Source organism: Lentzea sp. NBRC 102530 (genome assembly GCF_030269365.1).
Taxonomy (GTDB): Bacteria; Actinomycetota; Actinomycetes; order Mycobacteriales; family Pseudonocardiaceae; genus Lentzea.
Genome location: NZ_BSTF01000003.1, coordinates 623,924 through 642,224, shown reverse-complemented (window position 1 = coordinate 642,224; position 18,301 = coordinate 623,924). Strand labels below are relative to the sequence as shown.

Sequence of the window (18,301 nt, the reverse complement as noted above, 5' to 3'; positions counted from 1 at the left end):
TCGGTCAGAACTTGGGCGCCAGTGCGTCCGCAACCCTGCGGACCTGCACTTTCAGCTGCCCTTCGCCCTCCGTGTACACGTAGAGGTCCTGGCCCTTCGCGGTCTCGCGCTTCTCCGTGCCCTGCGGTGCCTCGAACTGCTGCGGCGTGACGATCGCGGTGACGGTGAGGCCGTCGATTTTGAACGCGGCCGAGCGGCTGTCGGGGGAGCAGCTCAACGTGGGCGTCTGCGCGGTGTCCGGTGGAACCGAAAGCTCGACGGCGAGGGCGTCGGCGAGCTCTCGGTTCACACCTGCACAGCCCTGCACTGTGCTGTCACCGGCACCGAGGCCGGTGCTTCCCAGCGTGGACCCGTCCCCCTGCGTGGACGTTTCCTTGCCGGCGAAGTTCGTGGGCGGGTTCGCCTTCTGCGGCGACATCGGCGATTCTGCCGCCTCGTTCCGGTCTTGCCCAGAACCGGCGCTGTTCATGGCGCTCGTGTCCTGGCTCGTCCCGCTGTTCACGGCGAAGACGCCACCGAAGCCGAGCACCACGACGAAGGCGGTGCCGGCGGCGATCGAGTTGCGCCTGCGCTGCGTGGCCCTGCGCGAGCCCGTGCGGATGTCACCGACGTCGAAGGACGCCGGTGGCGCGTCGTGTGCGGCGTCGCGGAACAGGTCCGCGAGCTTCTGCTCGTCCATCTACGTCCTCCTCTCGCTGGTCACGACGCCGGTCGCAGGTCGTCGATGGTGTCTCCCAGAGCTTCCCTGAGAGCGGCCAGCCCGCGCGCGGTCTGACTCTTCACAGTTCCCTCCGAGCACTTCAGCGCCTCGGCCGTGGCCGTGACGTCGAGGCCCTCCAGGAACCTCAGCACGAGCACCGCCCGTTGCCTCGGCGGGACTCTGCGCAGGCCCTTCATCAACGCCTCGCGCGTCGCGACCGTCTCGCCGATCTCGGTGTCCGTCGTCGGTGACTCGGGCATGTCGTCGGTGAACTTCTCGCGCCGCCACGGCCGGCGGGACTCGTCGATCACCGCGCGCACGACGCTGCGGCGGACGTAAGCGTCCAGAGCCTGCTTGTCCCGGATCTTCCGCCACCTCCTGTGCAGTGCCACGAACGCCGTCTGCGCGAAGTCGTCAGCGCGGTGCCAGTCGCCGCACAGCAGGTATGCCGTTCGGCGCACAGCCTCACGGCGAGCCACGAAGTACTCCGCGAACTCCTGCTCGTCGCGCTGATCCACGCGGACTGCTCTCCGCTCGTTCATCGAGTTGCACTGACTGGACGGAACCTGGGCCACCAACGGTTGCACGAACCTCCGGCGAGAGCTACATCACCCCCTCGGTCGTTCACCTGATGTGATGTGATCGGGGTTGTGAAGCCCATTGACCTGCGCTCGGACACCGTCACCCAGCCCGACGACGCGATGCGCCGGGCCATGGCGGCGGCCGAGGTCGGCGACGACGTCCTCGACCACGACCCGACGATGGCCGCCCTGGAGGAGCGGGTGGCCGCGCTCCTCGGCGTCGAGGCCGCTCTGTGGGTTCCCTCCGGTTCGATGGGCAACCTCATCGCTTTGTACCTGCACCTGTCGCGGGGGGACCGGTTCCTCGCGCCGCTCGGGGCGCACGTGCTGGACGCCGAACTGGGGACCGCGGCCTGGCTGGCCGGCGGGATGCCGCACGCGCTGGTCGACGTGACGCCTGCCGCCGTCGTCGCGGCCGCTGGTGGCGAGTCGCCTTACTACGGGCTGCGGACGACGTTGTTGTGCTTGGAGAACACGCACAACGCTGCCGGCGGCACGGTCACCTCGGCTTCCGCTCACGGCGAGTTGGTCGCCGCTGCTCGGTCCCGCGGGCTGGCCGTGCACCTGGACGGGGCCCGGTTGTGGAACGCGGCCGTGGCGCTCGGTGTGCCGCCTTCTTCTTTGGTCTCTGGTGTCGACACCGTGCAGGTGTGCCTGTCGAAGGGGCTCGGGGCGCCGGTCGGGTCCGTGGTGGCCGGGTCGTCCGCCTTCGTCGTCGAGGCTCGGCGGGTGCGGAAGATGCTGGGCGGCGGGGTGCGGCAGGGCGGTGTGCTGGCCGCGGCCGGGCTCGTCGCCCTGGACCGGATCTCGTCGTTGGCCGCTGATCACGCTTGTGCCGCCGATCTGGCTGCCGGGCTTCGTTCGCTCGGGTGGGACGTGGAGGAGCCCGCGACGAACATCGTGCTGGCGTCCGTTCCCGAACTGGACAAGACGTTGCTGTCGTTGCGCGAGGCCGGGGTGCTCGCCAGTCCGATGTCGGGCAAGGTCCGGTTCGTGACGCACGGCGACGTGGACTCGTCCGACATCGCCGAGGTGCTGCGCCGGGTGCGGGAGAGCGTCTGATGCGCTGGATCGTGTTCGACTTCGGCGAGGTCATCAGCCGCCGCAACCCCGCCCTGCCCGCGATGGCGGCCCGGCTCGGGGTGTCGCTGGACGCGTTCGAGGCCGCCTACTGGAACCGGGACGCCTACGACCGCGGTTCCTCGGACGCCGACTACTGGGCGTTGATCGGGTCGGTGCTGGGGCGGTCGTTCTCGGCGGACGAGGTGCGGGAGATGACCGCGCTCGACAACGGCGGGTGGCTGGACGATCCGGTGCCCGAGACCGTCGCGTTGATCGAGGACCTGGCTGCCCTGGGTGTTCCCCTGGCGTTGCTGTCGAACGCGCCCGTGACGTTCGCACGGCTGGCCTCGGAATCCTCGTGGGCCGGGCACTTCCGGCACCTGGTGTTCTCCGGTGATCTGCTGCTGGCCAAGCCGGACGCGGCGATCTGGGAGCACACGTCGTCGCTGATCGGCTCGAAGGACGTCATCTTCTTCGACGACCGGCAGTCCAATGTAGATGGTGCACTGGCGGCCGGTTGGGACGCGCGGTTGTGGACCTCAGCCGCTGCTGCGCGCATTGAGCTCCTTGCGGAGTTCGGCGATCTCCGCGCGTAGGTTCCTGAGCTCCTCGGCCGCTTCGAGCTCGGCGTTCTCGACGCCGCGCAGCTTCTCGACGAGCCAGCTCGCGATCGTTCCGGTGATGACACCGAGCAACGCGATCCCGCCGACCATGAGCAGCCCCGCGACCAGCCGCCCCTCACCCGTGACGGGGTAGCGGTCGCCGTACCCGACCGTCGACATGGTGGTCAGCGTCCACCACAGCGCGTCGCCGAACGTGGTGATGCTGGCGTTTTCCGCGTGCCTTTCCGCGTCCAGCACGGCGAGGCTCGCACAAAACGCGACTATTGCCGTCACGCCCGCGACGTAAATGCTCACCCGCTGCCGGATCTTGTCCTGGAACTTCTTGTTCAGCAACGTGATGACCGTGATCAGCCTGAGCACTCTCAGCTGCCGAACCATCGGCAGGATGACCGCGGCAAGATCGAAAAGGTGCGTCCTGAGGAATTTCAACTTGTTCTGCGCCAACATCATCCTGGTCGCGAAGTCGGCCGCGAACACCGCCCAGACCAGCCACAACACCACTTCGAGGGTGAAGTGCATGGCCCCGTGGTCGTCCAGAACCTGCCACGCGTAGGCGGCGAGAAAGACCACGGCGAGTGCCGTCAACGGCCACTCGACCTTTCGTTCCCACCGCTCGAGGCGGGCCTCGTTCGCCAGCAACACCGCCCCATGGTGAGCGGTGCGCCGTCATTTATCCAGGGTCATCGCCTGGATTTGATCGCACCGTAAGCCGCGGTGCCTGCGAGGAGTAGTCCTCCAATCACAGCGAGCCAGAAAAGGCCTTTCACGACAGCCCCCACCACGGCCAGCACGATCCAGATCGCCACCAGCCACCCGATGATCGCCCACATAGGAACCTCCCTGCTCCGTTCCGTGAACGTCCGGCCCCGCGTTTTTGTTGCACGCGTCTTGCTTCAGAGCCAGGCCTTCAACCGCCGAAGAGCCTCCTCGACGTCCTGCGTGGCGCCGGCGAACGACATCCGCACGAACTGGTGCCCGTCCACGGGGTCGAAGTCGATGCCGGGCACGATCGCGACCCCGGTGTCCGCCAACAACTTCCGGCAGAACCCCATCGAGTCGTCCGTCAGGTGCCGCACGTCCGCGTACACGTAGAAGGCCCCGTCAGCGGGCGCCAACTTCCCGATCCCCAGGTCCGTCAGGCCCTCGAGCAGCAGATCCCGGTTGACCTTGTACCGCTGGAGGTGGCCGGCCGTCTCCGCGTACGAATCGGCGTGAAACGCCTCAACCGCCGCGTACTGCGCCAACGCCGGCGGACACAACGTGAAGTTGCCCGTCAGGCAATCCACGGCCCTCCGCAGCCTCTCCGGCAACAACATCCACCCCAGCCGCCACCCGGTCATCGCAAAGGCCTTCGAGAACGAGTTGACGACGATCGCGTCCCGACTCGTCTCCCAGGCACACCGCAACGGCTCCCCGTAGCTGATCCCGTGGTAGATCTCGTCACTGATCAGCTGAACCCCGTTGCCGGCACACCACTTCGCGATCGGCTCGACGTCGGCGACCGTCCCGGTGGGATTGGCAGGGCTGGCGACGATCACGCCCTTGAGCCCGGGATCGAGCATCTCCACCGTGGGCTGGAACCGGGTCTCCGGCCCACAGGGCAGCTCGACGACCTCACACCCCAACGCCTTGAGGATGTTCCGGTAAGCCGGATACCCGGGCCGCGCCAACGCCACCCGGTCCCCGGCGTCGAAGGCGGCCAGAAACGCCAACGTGAACGCCCCCGACGACCCGGTGGTCACCACCACGTCGTCCGCGGCCACCTCAAGCCCGTACTGCCGGCGGTAATGCCCGGCAATCGCCTGCCGCAGCTCGAGAATCCCCAGCTGCTCGGTGTACCCGAGCGAGTGCTGCTCGAGGGCACGCGCCGCAGCGTCCCGCACGGGCCGCGGCGCAGGACTCGACGGCTGTCCGGCGGCCAACGAGATCACGTCCCCGTGCGTGCGCTGCCGCTGGGCGGCGGCGGACAGCACGTCCATGACGTGGAAGGGCGGGACGTCGGCGCGGGCAGCCACGGTCAGCATGCCGCCAGGCTAACTCCCCACCCACCACGCAGGCCCAGCCCACGCGAACCGTCCTACCCCTTGCCACCCACCACCTGCCGGCCTGCCGACCGCCAGCGCCTCCCTCACCAGCCTCACCCGGCCCCTGCCGTCGCTCTCACCCGGTCCCCTGCCGTTGCCCTCTCCGTCCGCCCGTCGCCCCTCCGTCCGCCCGGCACCCTCCGGTCCGCCCCCCGCGCTTCCGTATAGCGGGAGGAACGAGAACAGTGTTTTGGGACATTCACTACCCATGTGGGTGTGGACAACCAAAACCCGGCCCTTTTCCGTCACGACATATCTGACGGAGAAGGGCCGGGTTCAGGACAAAGCTCACCCGATCGTGGGCGTTAATACCCTTGGTAGCCGCCGCCCTGGGCCATTGCCTTCAGGCCTGGGTGGCCTTCGAAGCCTCCGTAGCGCGAGAAGGTGTAGCGGACGCCGGCGATGATGTTGTCGACCGGATTCCAGATGTCGTCGTGGCCGGGCAGCTTGTGGGCGTTGAAGGTCGAGTCGATGCACTGCATCAGGCCCTTGGAAGGTGTGCCCGCCTGGGCGTTGGAATCCCAGAGGTTGATGGCGTGCGGGTTGCCGCTCGACTCCTTCTCGATGATCTTCCAGATCTCGTCGATGTTCTCTTCGGTGACCGGGATGCCATTGGCCTGGAGGATTTTGATGGCCTCGCGGATCCACTCCTCCACGTTGCCCGGAGGCGGGCTGCCCGAGGGCGGGCCGCCGCTGGCGCCGAGGCCGCCCATGCCACCGCCCTCGCCGCCTCCACCACCGCCGCCTCCACCACCACCGGAAGCGCCACCACCTCCACCGCCGCCGTTGCCCGAAGGCGCGGGCGCCGGCGGGGTCGAGGTGGCGGTGGAGGACGCCTTGGTCGAGTCGTCGGGCGGGGCGGTCGGGGCCCAGTCGACGGGCTTGCCGGGGGCCGGGACGAACGACTGGGTGTTCGGGTCCGCCAGGGTCGAGAACTTCGGGGTCAGGGCTGCGGGGCGGCCCTTCAGGGTGCCGGCTGCGGCGTTGACGGCGGTTTCCGCCTGGGAGATGACCGGGTTGGCGTCGCTGAGGGCCTCGGCGACGTAGCTGCGGATGACGCTGTCGACGTCCTCCTGGGGCTGGCCGCGGAGTTGCCGACGGGTCTGGCGGGCTCGGCTCAGGAGGTTCTCGCAGATGCGGCTCATCGACGTCTTGGCGGTTTCCAGTGCGCTCGCGGCCGCCTCCAGGTCGGTCGCGGCGTTGGTGAGCGCTTCGGCCATCGAGGTGCCGCACTTGGTGACGTTGCCCATGTAGGCGACGAAGCCGTCGGCGGACTTGCCTTCCCAGCCCCCGTCGAGCTGCGCGACGGAGCGTTGCAGGACGCCTGTCTGGTCGCCGCACTTGCCGGCGGCCTGCTTCCAGCGGGTCGCGATGTCGCGGACGGCCTGGGGCTGGGCGGTCTCGACCTTGTCGGCGAGCGCGGCCAGTTCCGCGCCGCCAGGCAGCGCCGCGACTTCGTCCATCGCACTCACGGCTACACCGCCCTCATGGAGTTCTTGTTGACTTCCTCGACGTCGTCCACGTTGGTCTGGATCGCGTCGAGTGCGCTTTCCACCTTGCGCAGCACCTTCTCGGCCGCTTCGAACTCCTGGGCGCCCGCTTGGTCCAATGCGGACACCGCGCCCGAGATCGCACCGGAAGAGCCGAGTTTCCCGAAAATGTCCGGATTGCCGTACTGGCCGGAAAAGCCGTCACCGATCGCGCCGAATTGCCCGGCCTGACTGCTCACGGTCGTTCGGCACTGTTCCATGGCTTCCGTGTTGAACTTCGTCGCAGCCACGCGCGCCTACCCCCTCAACGTCTGCTCGCTGACCTTAGAACGAATTGCGCCGGGCGGTGCGGCGATTCGCTCTTTCGAACGACGATGCCCGCCCGTCGAGTTCGACGGGCGGGCATCAACGGGGGTTCCGTGATCAGACTTCTTGCAGGAGTTCCCAGATCGACCCGGCGAGCCGGTGGTTGTCGACGGGCGTGATCGTGCACCACTGACGGCCGTCGCTGCTCGGCTTGAGCTGGCGCAGGTACCGCCCGTTGTGCGTGTCGTGGAACGAAACGACGCGTGCGGCGCGGTGTCCGTTGCGCTGCACGCCGAACTGCCCGCGCGTCGAGATGCCGTCGAGCATGCCGGCGAGCTCCTGAGCGTCGCCGAGCCGCATTCCCTGCCGCTCCAACGAGGTGATCATGCGTTGTGCGTCCAGCCCGACGTTCTTGGCAGCGGAGACCAGCTCGTCGTACGGCATGCTGATCGACCGCCCGAACCCGGCGGGCATCTCACCGGCGACCGACACCGCGGCCTCGGCGAGTGCCGTGCCGCGTGCCTCGATCAACCACATCTCGTCGCGGTCCTGCACGGCGAGGATCGCCTCGTCGCCGATCGCCGCGGCGAGTCCGCTGATCTGCCGGTCGGCCCAGATCCACAGGTCGATGGCCACCTGGTGGTTGGCCAGCAGGGCGAACCCGTCCGCGAGCTCCGGCACGACCCGCCCGTTGCGGGCGAGGCCGCGCGCCTCGAGTGACTCCCAGGCCCGCTTCACCACCTCGGCCTTCTCGGTGTGGGTGATGGAGGGGATCCGCGTGTCCAGCGCGACGTGCGCGGCCGGGAGGCGTTGCGCCTCCCAGACCACGGCGAACTCCACTGTGGACAGAACCACAGAACCTGGTGAGCTCAAAGGGATCTACTTGTCCTTCGGGTCTTCGCCGATGACGGACTGAACCACCATGCGGTCATCACCGAACATCTCGTCGGAGTCGACGCCGTACTTGCGCACGTGCTCGCCATCCTCCTCGCCCTCACCCTTGGCCGCGCTGGCAGCGGGCGACATGAGCGATCCGGCGCCCTTGCCACCGACGCCACCCTTGCCGGCCGCAGCAGCACCGGCACGGTTCGCCTCGGGCCCGACACCACTGGCACCGCCAGGGGTCATCGCGCCACCGGGCCCCTTGCCCGCGACACCGGTACCGCCCGCGCCACCGGCACCTCCACCGCCGGGCCCACCCTTGGCACCCGCGCCGATGGTGCTGGGCGCCCCCTTCGGACCGGTGGGCGCGATGGGCGTCTTGGGCGCCTGGCTCGGACCACGTCCACCGCCGACGACCTGGGCGCCGCGCGCCCCCGTCGCTCCACCGGCGAGTGCGGCCGCGCCGGTGGCAGCGGCGGCGAGACCGATGGGCGGGGTGCCGATCGGCTTGGGCAGGCCAGGGCCCGCCGCGATGGGGGTGCCGGGGCCTGTGCCGGGCATGACGCCGGTGGAGTTGCCGGGGATGTTCGGGATCGAGGTGCCCGGCGTGCCGGTGAAGCCGGGCGTGCCACCGGGGCTGCCCGTGTAGCCGGGGCCGCCGGTGATGCCGGGTGTGGCGCCGGTGCCGGGGGTGACGGCGGGGCCGACCGAGGTGGAGACGGCGCCGCTGGCGACGACGATGTCCGGCGGGGTGTTCGGCGCGCGGAACCCGTTGAGCGAGTTCTGGCTGCCGTTCACGTAGCCGTTGAGGCTGTCGATGGCCTGCTGGCGGGCCGCGTTGGTGGCCGCGACCTCCTTGGCGTGGTCGGTCTCGATGCCGAAGAAACCGCCGACCTTGTCGCCGAAGTTCTGCTCCGTGTCACCGCGCAGGTCTTGGGACGGAGGCGTGCTGTAGCGGGCCTGGCTGGTGCTCTCGCCCTGCTGCGTCATCGCCTTGGAGCTCTCGTTGGACGCCTGGCTGCTGTCGTCCAACCCCGCGGCGACCACGTCCGTCTTGGTGTGGCTCTTCTCTGCGGTGGCGCCACCCCAGTCGATCTTGAGGACCTTGAGCTGGTCCCGGATCGTCTGGTCGACTGACTCCAGGGTGTTCGCGAGGTCGCGCAGCGCGGCGGAGGCTTCGCCGAACTGGGTGGCCGCCGTGGTGCCCGAGAGCTTCTGGACCTCGTTCGCGAGATCCTCGTTGGACCAACCGTCGAAGTTCCAGTCAGTGAGCTGCCGATATCCCGACATGGCTCCCCCTCACTTCAATGTCTTGAGCGTCGCGAGCGCCAGACCAGCGGCCTTCTCAGCTTTGCCGCACAGCACCGCCTGATCGTTTTCGTCAGTCGTCTTGGGGATGTAACTGACCATCAGCTGCTGACCATCAGCGACGTCGACCGCGTAAGAGCAGTCGAATCCGCTACCACCAGTGAGCTCGATCTTCACCGCACCGTAGTCACCGACCTTGGTGGCGGTAGTCGTAACGTTTCCACCACCCGAAAGCCAGTAATCGACGCCTTTGTGCGCCACGGCGCCGATGGTGTAGGTGAACCGACCGGCGTTGGAGTAGTGGCAGACGGGCGAATCAGCGCCTTCCACGAGCTTCAGGTTCTCCGGCCTGCTGTCGAGCGTGTCGATCTGTTTCATCTGATCGGCGGTCAGCAGCTTGCAGGGGTCGACCGAACTCACCGGGAGGCTGCCCGGACGCTCGGGCAACTTGCCCCCCGAGTCGTTGCCGGTGGAACTGCCGGTCTGCGGCGCGGGAGTGGGGTTTCCCTTTTCCCCGCCGGTGCTGCAGGCCGACAGAGCCGCCACGAAAACCGCGACGGCAGCGAGCTTGGAAATCTGCATCTTCACGCTTTCGGCTTGAACGTCGCCTTGATGTCGTCCTCGCTGAGCCCGTACTGCTCGGCCGACGCCTTCAACTGGTCGGAAAGGCTCTCAAGAACGGTCATGTAGGCCCGGATTCGCTTGGCATAGGAATCGGGGTTGAACACCAGCCGATCGTTCCAAGCGGTGACGACGTCGGACGTCACCTTTCCGTCAGTCGTGACGATGCGCAATTTGCCGGCGCAGCGGTCGTACGCCTTGCTGAGGAGTATCCACTGTTCGTGGACGACTTTGCCCGCTTGGAGGACGGTGTCCTTCTCGACGTGGAACTTCTGGGTCCCCCCGCCACCCCCGAAGCCCTGCGTGACGCGGTCCATGACCGCGTCGGCGGCCTTCAGGGCGCCGAACGCCACACCCGCCATGCCGCCCGTCACTGCCGAAGCGGCACCGAGAACGGCACCCGCCCCCGCGTTCTCCTGTGTCACGACGTCATACCCCCGTACGGTCGGTAACGGTTCGGTCCCGCTTCGCAGGTTACCAACGCCTGCGTAAGACGTACCTGTGGTTGGACGAAGACCACCCGCCGTCGGTTCCACCTCACGCTCAGTGTCGTTCCTGGTGGCGCACCGCGCCGATTCCGGCACGTTCGGCAGCCGGGAGAGGACGAACGCGCTCGACTGCCTGGGGGAACACGTGAACGGCCCGCAACAGCCCTGTCGGCCGCACCATTGGCATCAGCAGCCTCATCCGTTCCCGCCGCATACCGTGCCGCTATTTCAGGCGCCCTGAGAAACGGCGGGTTTGATTGATCATCGCGGATGTGGCCTTGATCGATGCTTGCACGCTCGAGCCTGCGCCGTAGGCCGTGGTGAAGGGTGAAGGGTGAAGGAAGCCATCACGGTGTGCCAGGCGGTCGACGCCCGAGTCGCACCGCCGCGGTCGCGGGAACGGCCTCAAGACGGACCTGCCCATCCGCCGGTACGCCACGATGCCCCCGATCAACGAACCCGACTGCGACCCGAACTCCGCCTCGCGGACGAGGTGCGGAAGGCGATCGGATAGGGCACAGGTTGTCGGGTGTGCGGCGACCTGAGCCCATAGCGTTGACCACGTGTTGGAGCGACTCAACGAGGCCATGGCCCGCATCGAGGACGACCTCGAAGGCGAGGTCGACGTCCGGGTGCTCGCGCGGATCGCGGGCACCAGCGAGTACCACTTCCGGCGCATGTTCAGTGCGCTGGCCGGGATTCCGATCAGCGAGTACGTGCGGCGGCGGAAGCTCACCAAGGCGGCCAGCGAGGTCCTCAGTGGACAGGGGTCGTTGTTGGACATCGCCGTCAGGTGGGGTTACGGGTCCAACGAGGCTTTTGCGCGGGCCTTCAGGGCCATGCACGGGGTTGGGCCCCAGGAGGCTCGTCAGGACAAGAAGGCGTTGCGGTCGCAGCAGATCCTCACGTTCAGGTTGACCATCGAGGGGAGCACGAGCATGGAGTACCGGGTTGTCGAGAAGGACGCGTTCCGGGTTGTCGGGCGGGGGACGCGGGTGCCGTTGGTGCACGTGGGGATGAACCCGGCGATCGTGGAGTTCGTCAAGGGCATCGGGATGCCGACGCTGGAACGGATGAAGGCGCTCAGCGACGGGGAACCGGCGGGGATGCTGGCGCTCACGTTCAACCAGGAAGGTGTCGAGGAGGGCTCGATGCTCGACTACTTCCAGGGTGTGGTGACGAGCCAGGCAGCGCCCGAGGACATGGAGACCCTCGAAGTCGCGAAAGGCACGTGGGCGGTCTTCACCGCTGAGGGGCCCTATCCGGAGACCATTCAGTACATGTGGCGGGACATCTACACGCAGTGGTTCCCGTCCAACAGTTACGAGAGCGCGGAGGGGCCGCAGATGTTGCGCACGCAGATCGACGGGGACCAGGCCAAAGCCGAGTTGTGGATTCCCGTCACCAGCTGAGCACCAGGCGTTCCATCACGTCGCGCAGTTCCAGGACGGACAGCCAGGGCGCCGGGATCGCGTCCACGCCGTCGCGGGCTCCGAGGATGTTGCCGCAGATCGAACCCGTCGAGTCGCTGTCGCCCGAGTGGTTGACGGCGATGCGCACGGCGGAGGCGAAGTCGGTACCGACGAGGGCGGCGTGCAGGCCGATGGCCAGGGCCTCTTCGCCCACCCAGCCGCCACCCAGGGAGGACTCGATCTCCTCCGGGGTCAGCGGGCCGAGCGTCATCACCTTGTCCAGCAACGAGGACTGCTCCTCGTGGCCGTCCCAGCGGACCAGTTCGGCGCGCGCCACGCCTACCGCGGACGGCAGGTCCGCGCCGGCCAGGAGCGCCTGGACGATCACGGCCAGCGTGCCGGCTGACAGGTAGCCGCTGGGGTGGTGGTGGGTCATCCGGGCGGTGTCGACGGCCAGCGAGAAGACCTCGCGGACGTCTGAGGACCAGACGGCGACCGGGGCGGCGCGCATGACGCCGCCGCAGCCCTTGGAGTTGTTCTTCTCGTTGTGCTTCAAGGCCGTGATGCAGGTGTGGCCCGGGGCGCGGCGGGAGTGCAGGCGCCGGTCCGCCATCAGCCAGCCGTCATCAGCGACCGGCGGGCCGCCCTGCGTGTGCAGCCAGCGCGCGTAGGCCGCCCGCACGGTCAGACGGGGGTCGATGCCGTGCTGACGGGCCAGCAGCAGGCCTTCGAGGGTGAACAGCACCATCTGGGTGTCGTCGGTGATCTCCAGCGAAGGGAGGTCGACCACGCCGGCGGGGCCGTGGGAGCGGCGGATGTTGTCGATCGACGTGAACTCGATCGGCGCACCGAGGCCGTCTCCCGCGGCTCCACCGAGCACGCAACCCAGGAGGCTCACGGCAGGGTGATCTTTCCTTCCACTGCCTTCAGGGCGATGTCCGAACGGTGGTGCGAGCCGGTGAGGTGGATGTCCGCGACGCGCTTGTAGGCGCGCTCGCGGGCCTTCGCCAGCGACTTGCCGGTGCCCACGACGGACAGGACGCGGCCTCCGTTGGAGACCACGGCGCCGTCCTCGCGGCGGCGGGTGCCCGCGTGCAGGACGCCCTCGGACTCGGCGCCGGTGATCACGTCGCCGGTGCGCGGGCGGTTCGGGTAGCCCTCGGCCGCGACCACGACCGTCACGGCGTAGCCGTTCTCCCATTCCAGAGCCGGCAACGAACCGAGCGACCCGTTGGCAGCGGCCAGGAACAGAGCGGAGATCGGCGACTTCAGCAGGGCGAGGACCGACTGGGTCTCCGGGTCGCCGAAGCGGCAGTTGAACTCGATCACCTGCACGCCGGACGACGTCAGCGCCAGACCGGCGTACAGCAGACCGACGAACGGGGTGTCGCGGGCGCGCAGCTCGTCGACCACGGGCTGCACGCACCGCGTCACGATCTCGGACACCAGGCCCTCAGGGGCCCACGGCAGGGGCGCGTAGGCACCCATGCCGCCGGTGTTCGGGCCTGCGTCGCCGTCGCCCACGCGCTTGAAGTCCTGCGCCGGGATCAGCGGCACCACCGACACGCCGTCGGTGACGCAGAACAGCGACACCTCGGGGCCGTCGAGGAACGACTCGAGCAGCACCGGGTGGCCGCCGTCGAGCAACGTCATCGCGTGCGCGCGGGCCGCGGCCAGGTCGGACGTGACGACCACGCCCTTGCCGGCGGCGAGTCCGTCGTCCTTGACGACCCAGGTCGGTCCGAAGCGCCCGAGGGCGGCGTCCAGGCGGGCCGGGTTGTCCACGACCTCGCTGTGCGCCGTGGGCACGCCCGCCGCGTTCATGACGTCCTTGGCGAACGCCTTGGACCCCTCGATGCAGGCGGCGGCCTTCGACGGGCCGAAGCACGGGATGCCGAGGGCGCGGACCGCGTCCGCGGCCCCGACCACCAGTGGCTGTTCGGGGCCGATGACGACGAGGTCGGCCTTCCACTCCTTCGCCAGGCCGGCCACGGCCGCGGCGTCGGACACCTCCACGCCGTAGATCTCGGCGTGACCGGCTATGCCTGCGTTGCCCGGCGCGCACGCCAAAGCAGTCAGTTGCGGGTCGCGCGACAACGCGAGGACAAGGGCATGCTCACGGGCTCCAGACCCGATGACCAGGACGCGCACGATGACCCAGCGTAGTTCAGCCCAGCGCCTGCTTCGCCCCAGGGTGCAGCGGGACGGGCTCGGAGGCCGAGGCCTTGTCCTTGACGATGTCCTTCACGGCCGGGTGCACCTTCTCCAGGTCAGCCTTCTTGTCGAAGATCAACTTGGTGACGGCGCAGGCGTTGTTGGCCGCGAAGTCCTCCCGCACGAGGAGCAGGTTCGGCACCACGATCGTGGGAACCTCGGCCAGCCCGTAGGTCGCCGCGGGGATCGGCGCCGTGTCGTAGACCGGGGAGAGCTTCTTCATCTCCGGCAGCAACGGCGTGATGTCGATGAACTTCACCCGGTCCTTCATGGACGTGGTGATGTCCGTGATCTGCGGCGTGGGCAGGCCGCCGGACCAGATGAGACCGTCGATGCTGCCGTCCTTCATGCCGTCCGCGGTCTTCGTCAGGTCGAGCCGCTGCGCCTGCACGTCGGAATCGATGTTGAGACCGGCCGACTTCAGCAGGCGGCCCGCGATGACCTCCGTGCCGGACTTGGGCGAGCCGGTCGAGATCCGCTTGCCCTTCATGTCCGCGATCGAGTTGATGCCGGAGTCCGCCCGCACCACGACCTGCGTGTAGTTCGGGTAGATCCGCGACAGGGCCGCGACCTTCTGCTTCTGCCCGTTGAACGCCCCGGTGCCGTTGACGGCGTCCGCGGCGGTGTCCGCCAGCGAGAAGGCGATGTCGTACGTGCCGGACACGAGTTGCTGGATGTTCTGCACGGACGCACCGGTCTCGGCCGCCGACGCCTTCAGCTTCGAGTTGTCGGAGATCAGCTTCGCCAGGCCGCCGCCGACCACGAAGTACACGCCACCGGAGTTGCCGGTCGCGATCGTGATCCGCCCGTCCGACGCCTCGCACGACGCGCCGCCCGAGGAGGCGTCCGGCGTGGTGGGCGTGCGTTTGCCGCCACACCCGGAAACCACGAGCGCCAAAGCGATCGCGCCGATCGCGTACTTACGCAGCATCACGAACCCTCCCACGGGTCACCAGGTGGACCACCACGGCCGCCACGAGGAACGCGGCCCCGACGGCGATCGTCAGCGGTTGCAGGTACAGCAGGAACAAGGCGGCCGGCGCGCACAGCACGCGTTCCGGCCAGCGCGCGGGACCGAACAGCCAGCCGCCGGTCAGCACGGCCAGGGCCGCGACCCCCAGCGCGGACGCTCCGAACGCCCACACCGAGTCGAGCAACGGCCCGCGCAGCAACAGCGCCGAACCGGCGTCGGTGAGCACGAACGCCAGCGGCACGAGGAACGCGGGCAGCGTGTACTTCCACGTCTGCCACATGGTCTTCATCACGTCGCCGCCGGTCAGCGCGGCGGCGGCGACGGCCGCGAGGGCAGTCGGCGGTGTCACCTCGGACAACACCGCGTAGTAGAAGATGAACATCGCCGTCTCGGCCGGCTCGACGCCCAGCGTGATCAACGCCGGCCCGATCACGACCCACGAGATGATGAACGACGCCGTCACCGGTACGGCCAGCCCGAGCACCGACACCGCCACGGCCGCGAGCACGGCCGTCAGCATCAGCACCACGACGGGTTCCGAGCTGATCACGGACGCGAGGTCCACCAACGACCCCGCAAGCGCTTGCCCCAGCCCGGTCTTGGTGATGGTCGACGTCACCACACCGGCCGCCGCGCACACCGCGATCACCGGGAACGCCGACCGCACGCCCACCGACAGCGCGTCCGCGATCAGCCGCGGCCACTCGCGCCGGTGGTTGATCAACGCGAACAGCGCGGCCACCCCGGTCGCGTACACGACGGCCTTGTAGACGGGGATGTCCATCGCCAGGAACACGATGATGATCCCGAGCGACAGGAAGTGGTACCAGCCGAGCTTCAGCACGTCCCAGAACCGCGGCGCGTCCACGTCGACCGGACGGGCACCGAAGCGCCGCGCGTCGGCCTCGACGGCCAGCGCGATGCCCAGGTAGTACAGCAGGGTCGGGATGATCGCCCAGCCCAGCACCGACAGGTACGAGACCTCGAGGTACTCGGCGATGATGAACGCCGCCGCGCCCAGCGTGGGCGGCGACAGGATCGCGCCGATGCCGGACGCCGCGAGCAGCCCGCCCGCGTTCTCCTTGGGGTAACCGGCCTTCTGCAGCATCGGCCACGTCACGGCACCCAGCGAGACGGTGGTGGCCGTACCGGAACCCGAGACCGTGCCCAGCAGGAATCCGGCCGTGGCGGCGGTGCGTCCGGGAGCCGTCCGCGACTTGCGGAACGCCGCGAAGCTGATGTCCACGAAGAACTTCCCGGCACCGGAGGCGTTCAGCACCGAGCCGTAGATCGTGAACAGCACGATGTAGGTCGCGGCCACGTCCAGCGGCGTGCCGTAGAACCCGCTGGAGTCGTTGAAGAAGCCGTTGATGATCTGCGGGAAGTCGACGCCGGAGTGCGAGATCGACCACGAAGGCGGCAGGAACCCACCGTAGTAGGCGTAGGCGATGAACGCCAGGCACACCACCGGGAGCACCCAGCCGGTCGTGCGCCGGCACGCCTCCAGGATCAGGACCAGCAGCAGCGACCCCGCCAGCACGTCCAGCGTCGTGAGCTGGCCCTGCCGGTTCAGGAACTCGTCGTAGCCGCCGAACAGCGGGTAGGCGCCCACCACGAACGACACGAAAGCCAGCACCCAGTCCCACCACGGCGGCGTGTGCCCGCGGCCGTAGGCGAGGAACACCAGCGGCAGCGTCACCGCCAGGAAGATGATCAGGTAGTACTGGCTGCCCTTGGCGAACGGGAAGAAGACCTGCTTGAGCACCAGCAGTGCGATCAGCAGGCCGGCGATCCACAGCGCTCGCTCCCACCGGGGGGAGAGCGATCGCGACGGCATCTCCTCGTCGTGCTCCGCGACGATGCGGGCGAGGTCCGGGTTGGCCACGGACCGACCGTACTGTGGGGCCGATCACAGCCCCAGAGGATCAATCCAAAGGGACTGCAAAGACTGCGCGGCCTGCCGGAACACGCAGAATGAGCAGCATGCACGGGCCTGAACTTCTGCTGCTGCTCCTCGGGGCGTTGATCGTCACGGCGATCGCGCGCCGGCTCAACTGGTCGGCACCGCTGGTGCTGGTCGCCGTCGGTCTCGTGGTCTCGTTCATACCGGGCGTGCCCGAGTTCGAGCTCGACCCGCACCTGATCCTGCTGGTGGTGCTGCCGCCGCTGCTCTACAGCGCCGCGCTGGACAGCTCCTACCTCAACATCCGGGCGAACCTGCGGCCGATCGGCCTGCTCGCGGTCGGGCTCGTGCTGTTCACGACCGTGGTCGTCGGCGTCGTGGCCAAGCTGGTGTTCCCGGACCTGCCGTTCGCCGCCGCGCTCGTGCTGGGCGCGGTCGTGGCACCGCCGGACGCCGTCGCGGCCGTCGCGATCGGACGCAAGCTCGGCCTGCAACGGCGGGCGATGACGTTGCTGGTCGGCGAGAGCCTGATCAACGACGCCACCGCGCTCACGGCGTTCAAGGTCGCGGTGGCGGCCGCGGCGGGTGCCGCGATGGCCCCCTGGCAGGGCGTCGGGCTGTTCCTGCTGGTCACCGCTGGTGGCATCGCGGTCGGTCTGCTCGTGGGCGTGGTGGTCAGGTTCCTGCGCAAGCGGCTCTGCGAGGGCGTCCTGGAGAGCGCGCTGGGACTGCTCGTGCCGTTCGGCGCCTACCTGCTCGCGGAAGAGGTCGCGCACGTCTCCGGCGTGCTCGCGGTCGTCGTGGCGGGCCTGTACGTCGGGCACCACTCACCGCGCGGCCGGTACTCGACGCGGTTGCAGGACGCGGCCCTCTGGAAGGCGCTGGACGTGCTGCTGGAGGCGTTCGTCTTCGCGCTCATCGGGCTCCAGGTGTCGGCGATCATCGCCGACGTCGACCTGGACGCCGCGCTGCTGCTCGGAGCCGGTGCCGTGCTGCTCGCCGCGATCCTCGCGCGGTTCGTGTGGATGTACCCGGCCACGTACATCCCCTGGTACCTGTCGAAACGCATCCAGGAGAAAGAACGCGAACCGCACCTCGGCCAGGTGACGGTGATCGCCTGGACCGGCATGCGCGGCGTGGTGACGCTCGCCGCGGCCGCCGCGATCCCGCAGGACGTGCCGGGCAGGAGCATCATCCTGTTCTGCGCCTTCGTGGTCACGGTCGCGACGCTGCTGCTGCAGGGCATGACGTTGCCGTGGCTGATCAACAAGATCGGCTTCGCGGGCGACGACGCGCGCCAGGACGCGCTGGCGGAGGCGCAGGTGCAGCACCGGGCGGCGCAGGCGGCGGTGACGCGGCTGGACGAGGAGGTCGAGGACGTTCCCGACCACGTGCGCGACCAGTTGCGCGCGCTCGCCGAGCACCGGGGCAACGCCGCGTGGGAACGCCTGGGGCGCCAGGAGGAGGAGAACCCGGCGGCCGCGTACCGCAGGCTGCGGCGGGTGATGCTGAGCGCCGAACGTGACGAGTTCGTCAAGGCCCGCGACGCCGGTGAGATCGACGACGAGGTGCTGTTCCGGGTGATGCGGGAACTGGACCTGGAGGAAGCCGCACTCTCCCGTGAGTAACCGTTCACCTGCATTTCGTGTTGCGA

General features: G+C 68.7%; 19 protein-coding genes. 4 read left to right on the top strand and 15 right to left on the bottom strand.

Annotated elements, in window-relative coordinates:
• Nucleotides 1-4: 4 nt before the first annotated feature.
• Nucleotides 5-679: a hypothetical protein gene (locus tag QSK25_RS10800; protein ID WP_285637266.1), complete on the bottom strand. Its 675-nt coding sequence runs from the start codon at nucleotides 677-679 to the stop codon at nucleotides 5-7.
• 20 nt (nucleotides 680-699) lie between these two features.
• A complete protein-coding gene (locus QSK25_RS10795; RefSeq protein ID WP_285637263.1) occupies nucleotides 700-1,218 on the bottom strand; it encodes a SigE family RNA polymerase sigma factor in 519 nt (172 codons plus the stop codon).
• Between the two features lie 123 nt (nucleotides 1,219-1,341).
• Between QSK25_RS10795 and QSK25_RS10790 the strand changes: the two genes are divergently transcribed.
• Together QSK25_RS10790 and QSK25_RS10785 are read left to right on the top strand one after the other, a co-directional pair.
• On the top strand, nucleotides 1,342-2,343 hold the full coding sequence (locus tag QSK25_RS10790) for a GntG family PLP-dependent aldolase (RefSeq protein ID WP_285637629.1): 1,002 nt from the start codon (nucleotides 1,342-1,344) through the stop codon (nucleotides 2,341-2,343).
• The gene (locus tag QSK25_RS10785; protein ID WP_285637260.1) at nucleotides 2,343-2,939 is read left to right on the top strand and encodes an HAD-IA family hydrolase; all 597 of its coding nucleotides are present in this window, start codon (nucleotides 2,343-2,345) and stop codon (nucleotides 2,937-2,939) included. The genes QSK25_RS10790 and QSK25_RS10785 overlap by 1 nt, the downstream gene beginning before the upstream one ends.
• Here QSK25_RS10785 and QSK25_RS10780 read toward each other — a convergent pair.
• The 9 genes from QSK25_RS10780 to QSK25_RS10740 all read right to left on the bottom strand — a co-directional run bounded on the left by QSK25_RS10780 (nucleotide 2,883) and on the right by QSK25_RS10740 (nucleotide 10,082).
• Nucleotides 2,883-3,608 carry a potassium channel family protein gene (locus QSK25_RS10780; RefSeq protein WP_285637257.1) on the bottom strand — a complete coding sequence of 242 codons (726 nt, stop codon included), beginning with the start codon at nucleotides 3,606-3,608 and terminating at the stop codon, nucleotides 2,883-2,885. The two genes, QSK25_RS10785 and QSK25_RS10780, sit on opposite strands and share 57 nt — an antisense overlap.
• 38 nt (nucleotides 3,609-3,646) lie before the next feature.
• Nucleotides 3,647-3,796 (bottom strand): hypothetical protein, encoded by a 150-nt coding sequence (locus QSK25_RS10775; RefSeq protein WP_030465871.1) that lies wholly within the window; start codon nucleotides 3,794-3,796, stop codon nucleotides 3,647-3,649.
• 63 nt (nucleotides 3,797-3,859) lie between these two features.
• Nucleotides 3,860-4,990 (bottom strand): pyridoxal phosphate-dependent aminotransferase, encoded by a 1,131-nt coding sequence (locus QSK25_RS10770; RefSeq protein WP_285637249.1) that lies wholly within the window; start codon nucleotides 4,988-4,990, stop codon nucleotides 3,860-3,862.
• Between the two features lie 365 nt (nucleotides 4,991-5,355).
• The gene (locus tag QSK25_RS10765) at nucleotides 5,356-6,522 is read right to left on the bottom strand and encodes a transglycosylase SLT domain-containing protein (RefSeq protein ID WP_502881821.1); all 1,167 of its coding nucleotides are present in this window, start codon (nucleotides 6,520-6,522) and stop codon (nucleotides 5,356-5,358) included.
• A gap of 2 nt (nucleotides 6,523-6,524) precedes the next feature.
• Entirely contained in the window at nucleotides 6,525-6,830 is a 306-nt protein-coding gene (locus QSK25_RS10760) for a hypothetical protein (RefSeq protein WP_285637244.1), read from the bottom strand.
• 133 nt (nucleotides 6,831-6,963) lie between these two features.
• Nucleotides 6,964-7,701, bottom strand: a complete 738-nt coding sequence (locus QSK25_RS10755; protein WP_285637242.1) for an ESX secretion-associated protein EspG — start codon at nucleotides 7,699-7,701, stop codon at nucleotides 6,964-6,966.
• Nucleotides 7,702-7,725: 24 nt separating this feature from the next.
• Nucleotides 7,726-9,018 (bottom strand): hypothetical protein, encoded by a 1,293-nt coding sequence (locus QSK25_RS10750; protein WP_285637239.1) that lies wholly within the window; start codon nucleotides 9,016-9,018, stop codon nucleotides 7,726-7,728.
• Nucleotides 9,019-9,027: 9 nt separating this feature from the next.
• Complete coding sequence (locus tag QSK25_RS10745; RefSeq protein WP_285637627.1) at nucleotides 9,028-9,618, bottom strand: DUF3558 domain-containing protein; 591 nt, start codon at nucleotides 9,616-9,618, stop codon at nucleotides 9,028-9,030.
• Between the two features lie 2 nt (nucleotides 9,619-9,620).
• Nucleotides 9,621-10,082, bottom strand: coding sequence for a hypothetical protein (locus QSK25_RS10740; protein WP_285637236.1), 462 nt, complete (start codon nucleotides 10,080-10,082; stop codon nucleotides 9,621-9,623).
• A gap of 626 nt (nucleotides 10,083-10,708) precedes the next feature.
• Here QSK25_RS10740 and QSK25_RS10735 point away from each other — a divergent pair.
• Nucleotides 10,709-11,557: an AraC family transcriptional regulator gene (locus QSK25_RS10735; protein WP_285637233.1), complete on the top strand. Its 849-nt coding sequence runs from the start codon at nucleotides 10,709-10,711 to the stop codon at nucleotides 11,555-11,557.
• Here the strand turns inward: QSK25_RS10735 and QSK25_RS10730 are convergent.
• Genes QSK25_RS10730 through QSK25_RS10715 form a run of 4 tightly spaced genes read right to left on the bottom strand, consistent with a single transcriptional unit; the run spans nucleotide 11,547 to nucleotide 16,581 of the window.
• Entirely contained in the window at nucleotides 11,547-12,455 is a 909-nt protein-coding gene (locus tag QSK25_RS10730) for an ADP-ribosylglycohydrolase family protein (protein WP_285637230.1), read from the bottom strand. The two genes, QSK25_RS10735 and QSK25_RS10730, sit on opposite strands and share 11 nt — an antisense overlap.
• Nucleotides 12,452-13,708 carry a phosphoribosylamine--glycine ligase gene (purD, locus tag QSK25_RS10725; RefSeq protein WP_285637227.1) on the bottom strand — a complete coding sequence of 419 codons (1,257 nt, stop codon included), beginning with the start codon at nucleotides 13,706-13,708 and terminating at the stop codon, nucleotides 12,452-12,454. The genes QSK25_RS10730 and purD overlap by 4 nt, the downstream gene beginning before the upstream one ends.
• Nucleotides 13,709-13,724: 16 nt before the next feature.
• The gene (locus tag QSK25_RS10720; protein ID WP_285637625.1) at nucleotides 13,725-14,702 is read right to left on the bottom strand and encodes a TAXI family TRAP transporter solute-binding subunit; all 978 of its coding nucleotides are present in this window, start codon (nucleotides 14,700-14,702) and stop codon (nucleotides 13,725-13,727) included.
• Complete coding sequence (locus QSK25_RS10715) at nucleotides 14,692-16,581, bottom strand: TRAP transporter permease (protein WP_285637623.1); 1,890 nt, start codon at nucleotides 16,579-16,581, stop codon at nucleotides 14,692-14,694. Before QSK25_RS10715 ends, QSK25_RS10720 begins: the two co-directional genes overlap by 11 nt.
• Nucleotides 16,582-16,727: 146 nt before the next feature.
• On the opposite strand from QSK25_RS10715, the gene QSK25_RS10710 reads away from it, so the two are divergent.
• Entirely contained in the window at nucleotides 16,728-18,275 is a 1,548-nt protein-coding gene (locus QSK25_RS10710) for a Na+/H+ antiporter (protein WP_285637224.1), read from the top strand.
• Nucleotides 18,276-18,301: the final 26 nt, after the last annotated feature.

Bases quoted from the DNA above. Each gene is read 5' to 3' on its own strand.
- QSK25_RS10800 (WP_285637266.1), bottom strand. From the start codon at position 679: ATGGACGAGCAGAAGCTCGCGGACCTGTTCCGCGACGCCGCACACGAC.
- QSK25_RS10785 (WP_285637260.1), top strand. From the start codon at position 2,343: ATGCGCTGGATCGTGTTCGACTTCGGCGAGGTCATCAGCCGCCGCAAC.
- QSK25_RS10775 (WP_030465871.1), bottom strand. From the start codon at position 3,796: ATGTGGGCGATCATCGGGTGGCTGGTGGCGATCTGGATCGTGCTGGCC.
- QSK25_RS10770 (WP_285637249.1), bottom strand. From the start codon at position 4,990: ATGCTGACCGTGGCTGCCCGCGCCGACGTCCCGCCCTTCCACGTCATG.
- QSK25_RS10750 (WP_285637239.1), bottom strand. From the start codon at position 9,018: ATGTCGGGATATCGGCAGCTCACTGACTGGAACTTCGACGGTTGGTCC.
- QSK25_RS10745 (WP_285637627.1), bottom strand. From the start codon at position 9,618: ATGCAGATTTCCAAGCTCGCTGCCGTCGCGGTTTTCGTGGCGGCTCTG.
- QSK25_RS10720 (WP_285637625.1), bottom strand. From the start codon at position 14,702: ATGCTGCGTAAGTACGCGATCGGCGCGATCGCTTTGGCGCTCGTGGTT.
- QSK25_RS10715 (WP_285637623.1), bottom strand. From the start codon at position 16,581: ATGCCGTCGCGATCGCTCTCCCCCCGGTGGGAGCGAGCGCTGTGGATC.
- QSK25_RS10710 (WP_285637224.1), top strand. From the start codon at position 16,728: ATGCACGGGCCTGAACTTCTGCTGCTGCTCCTCGGGGCGTTGATCGTC.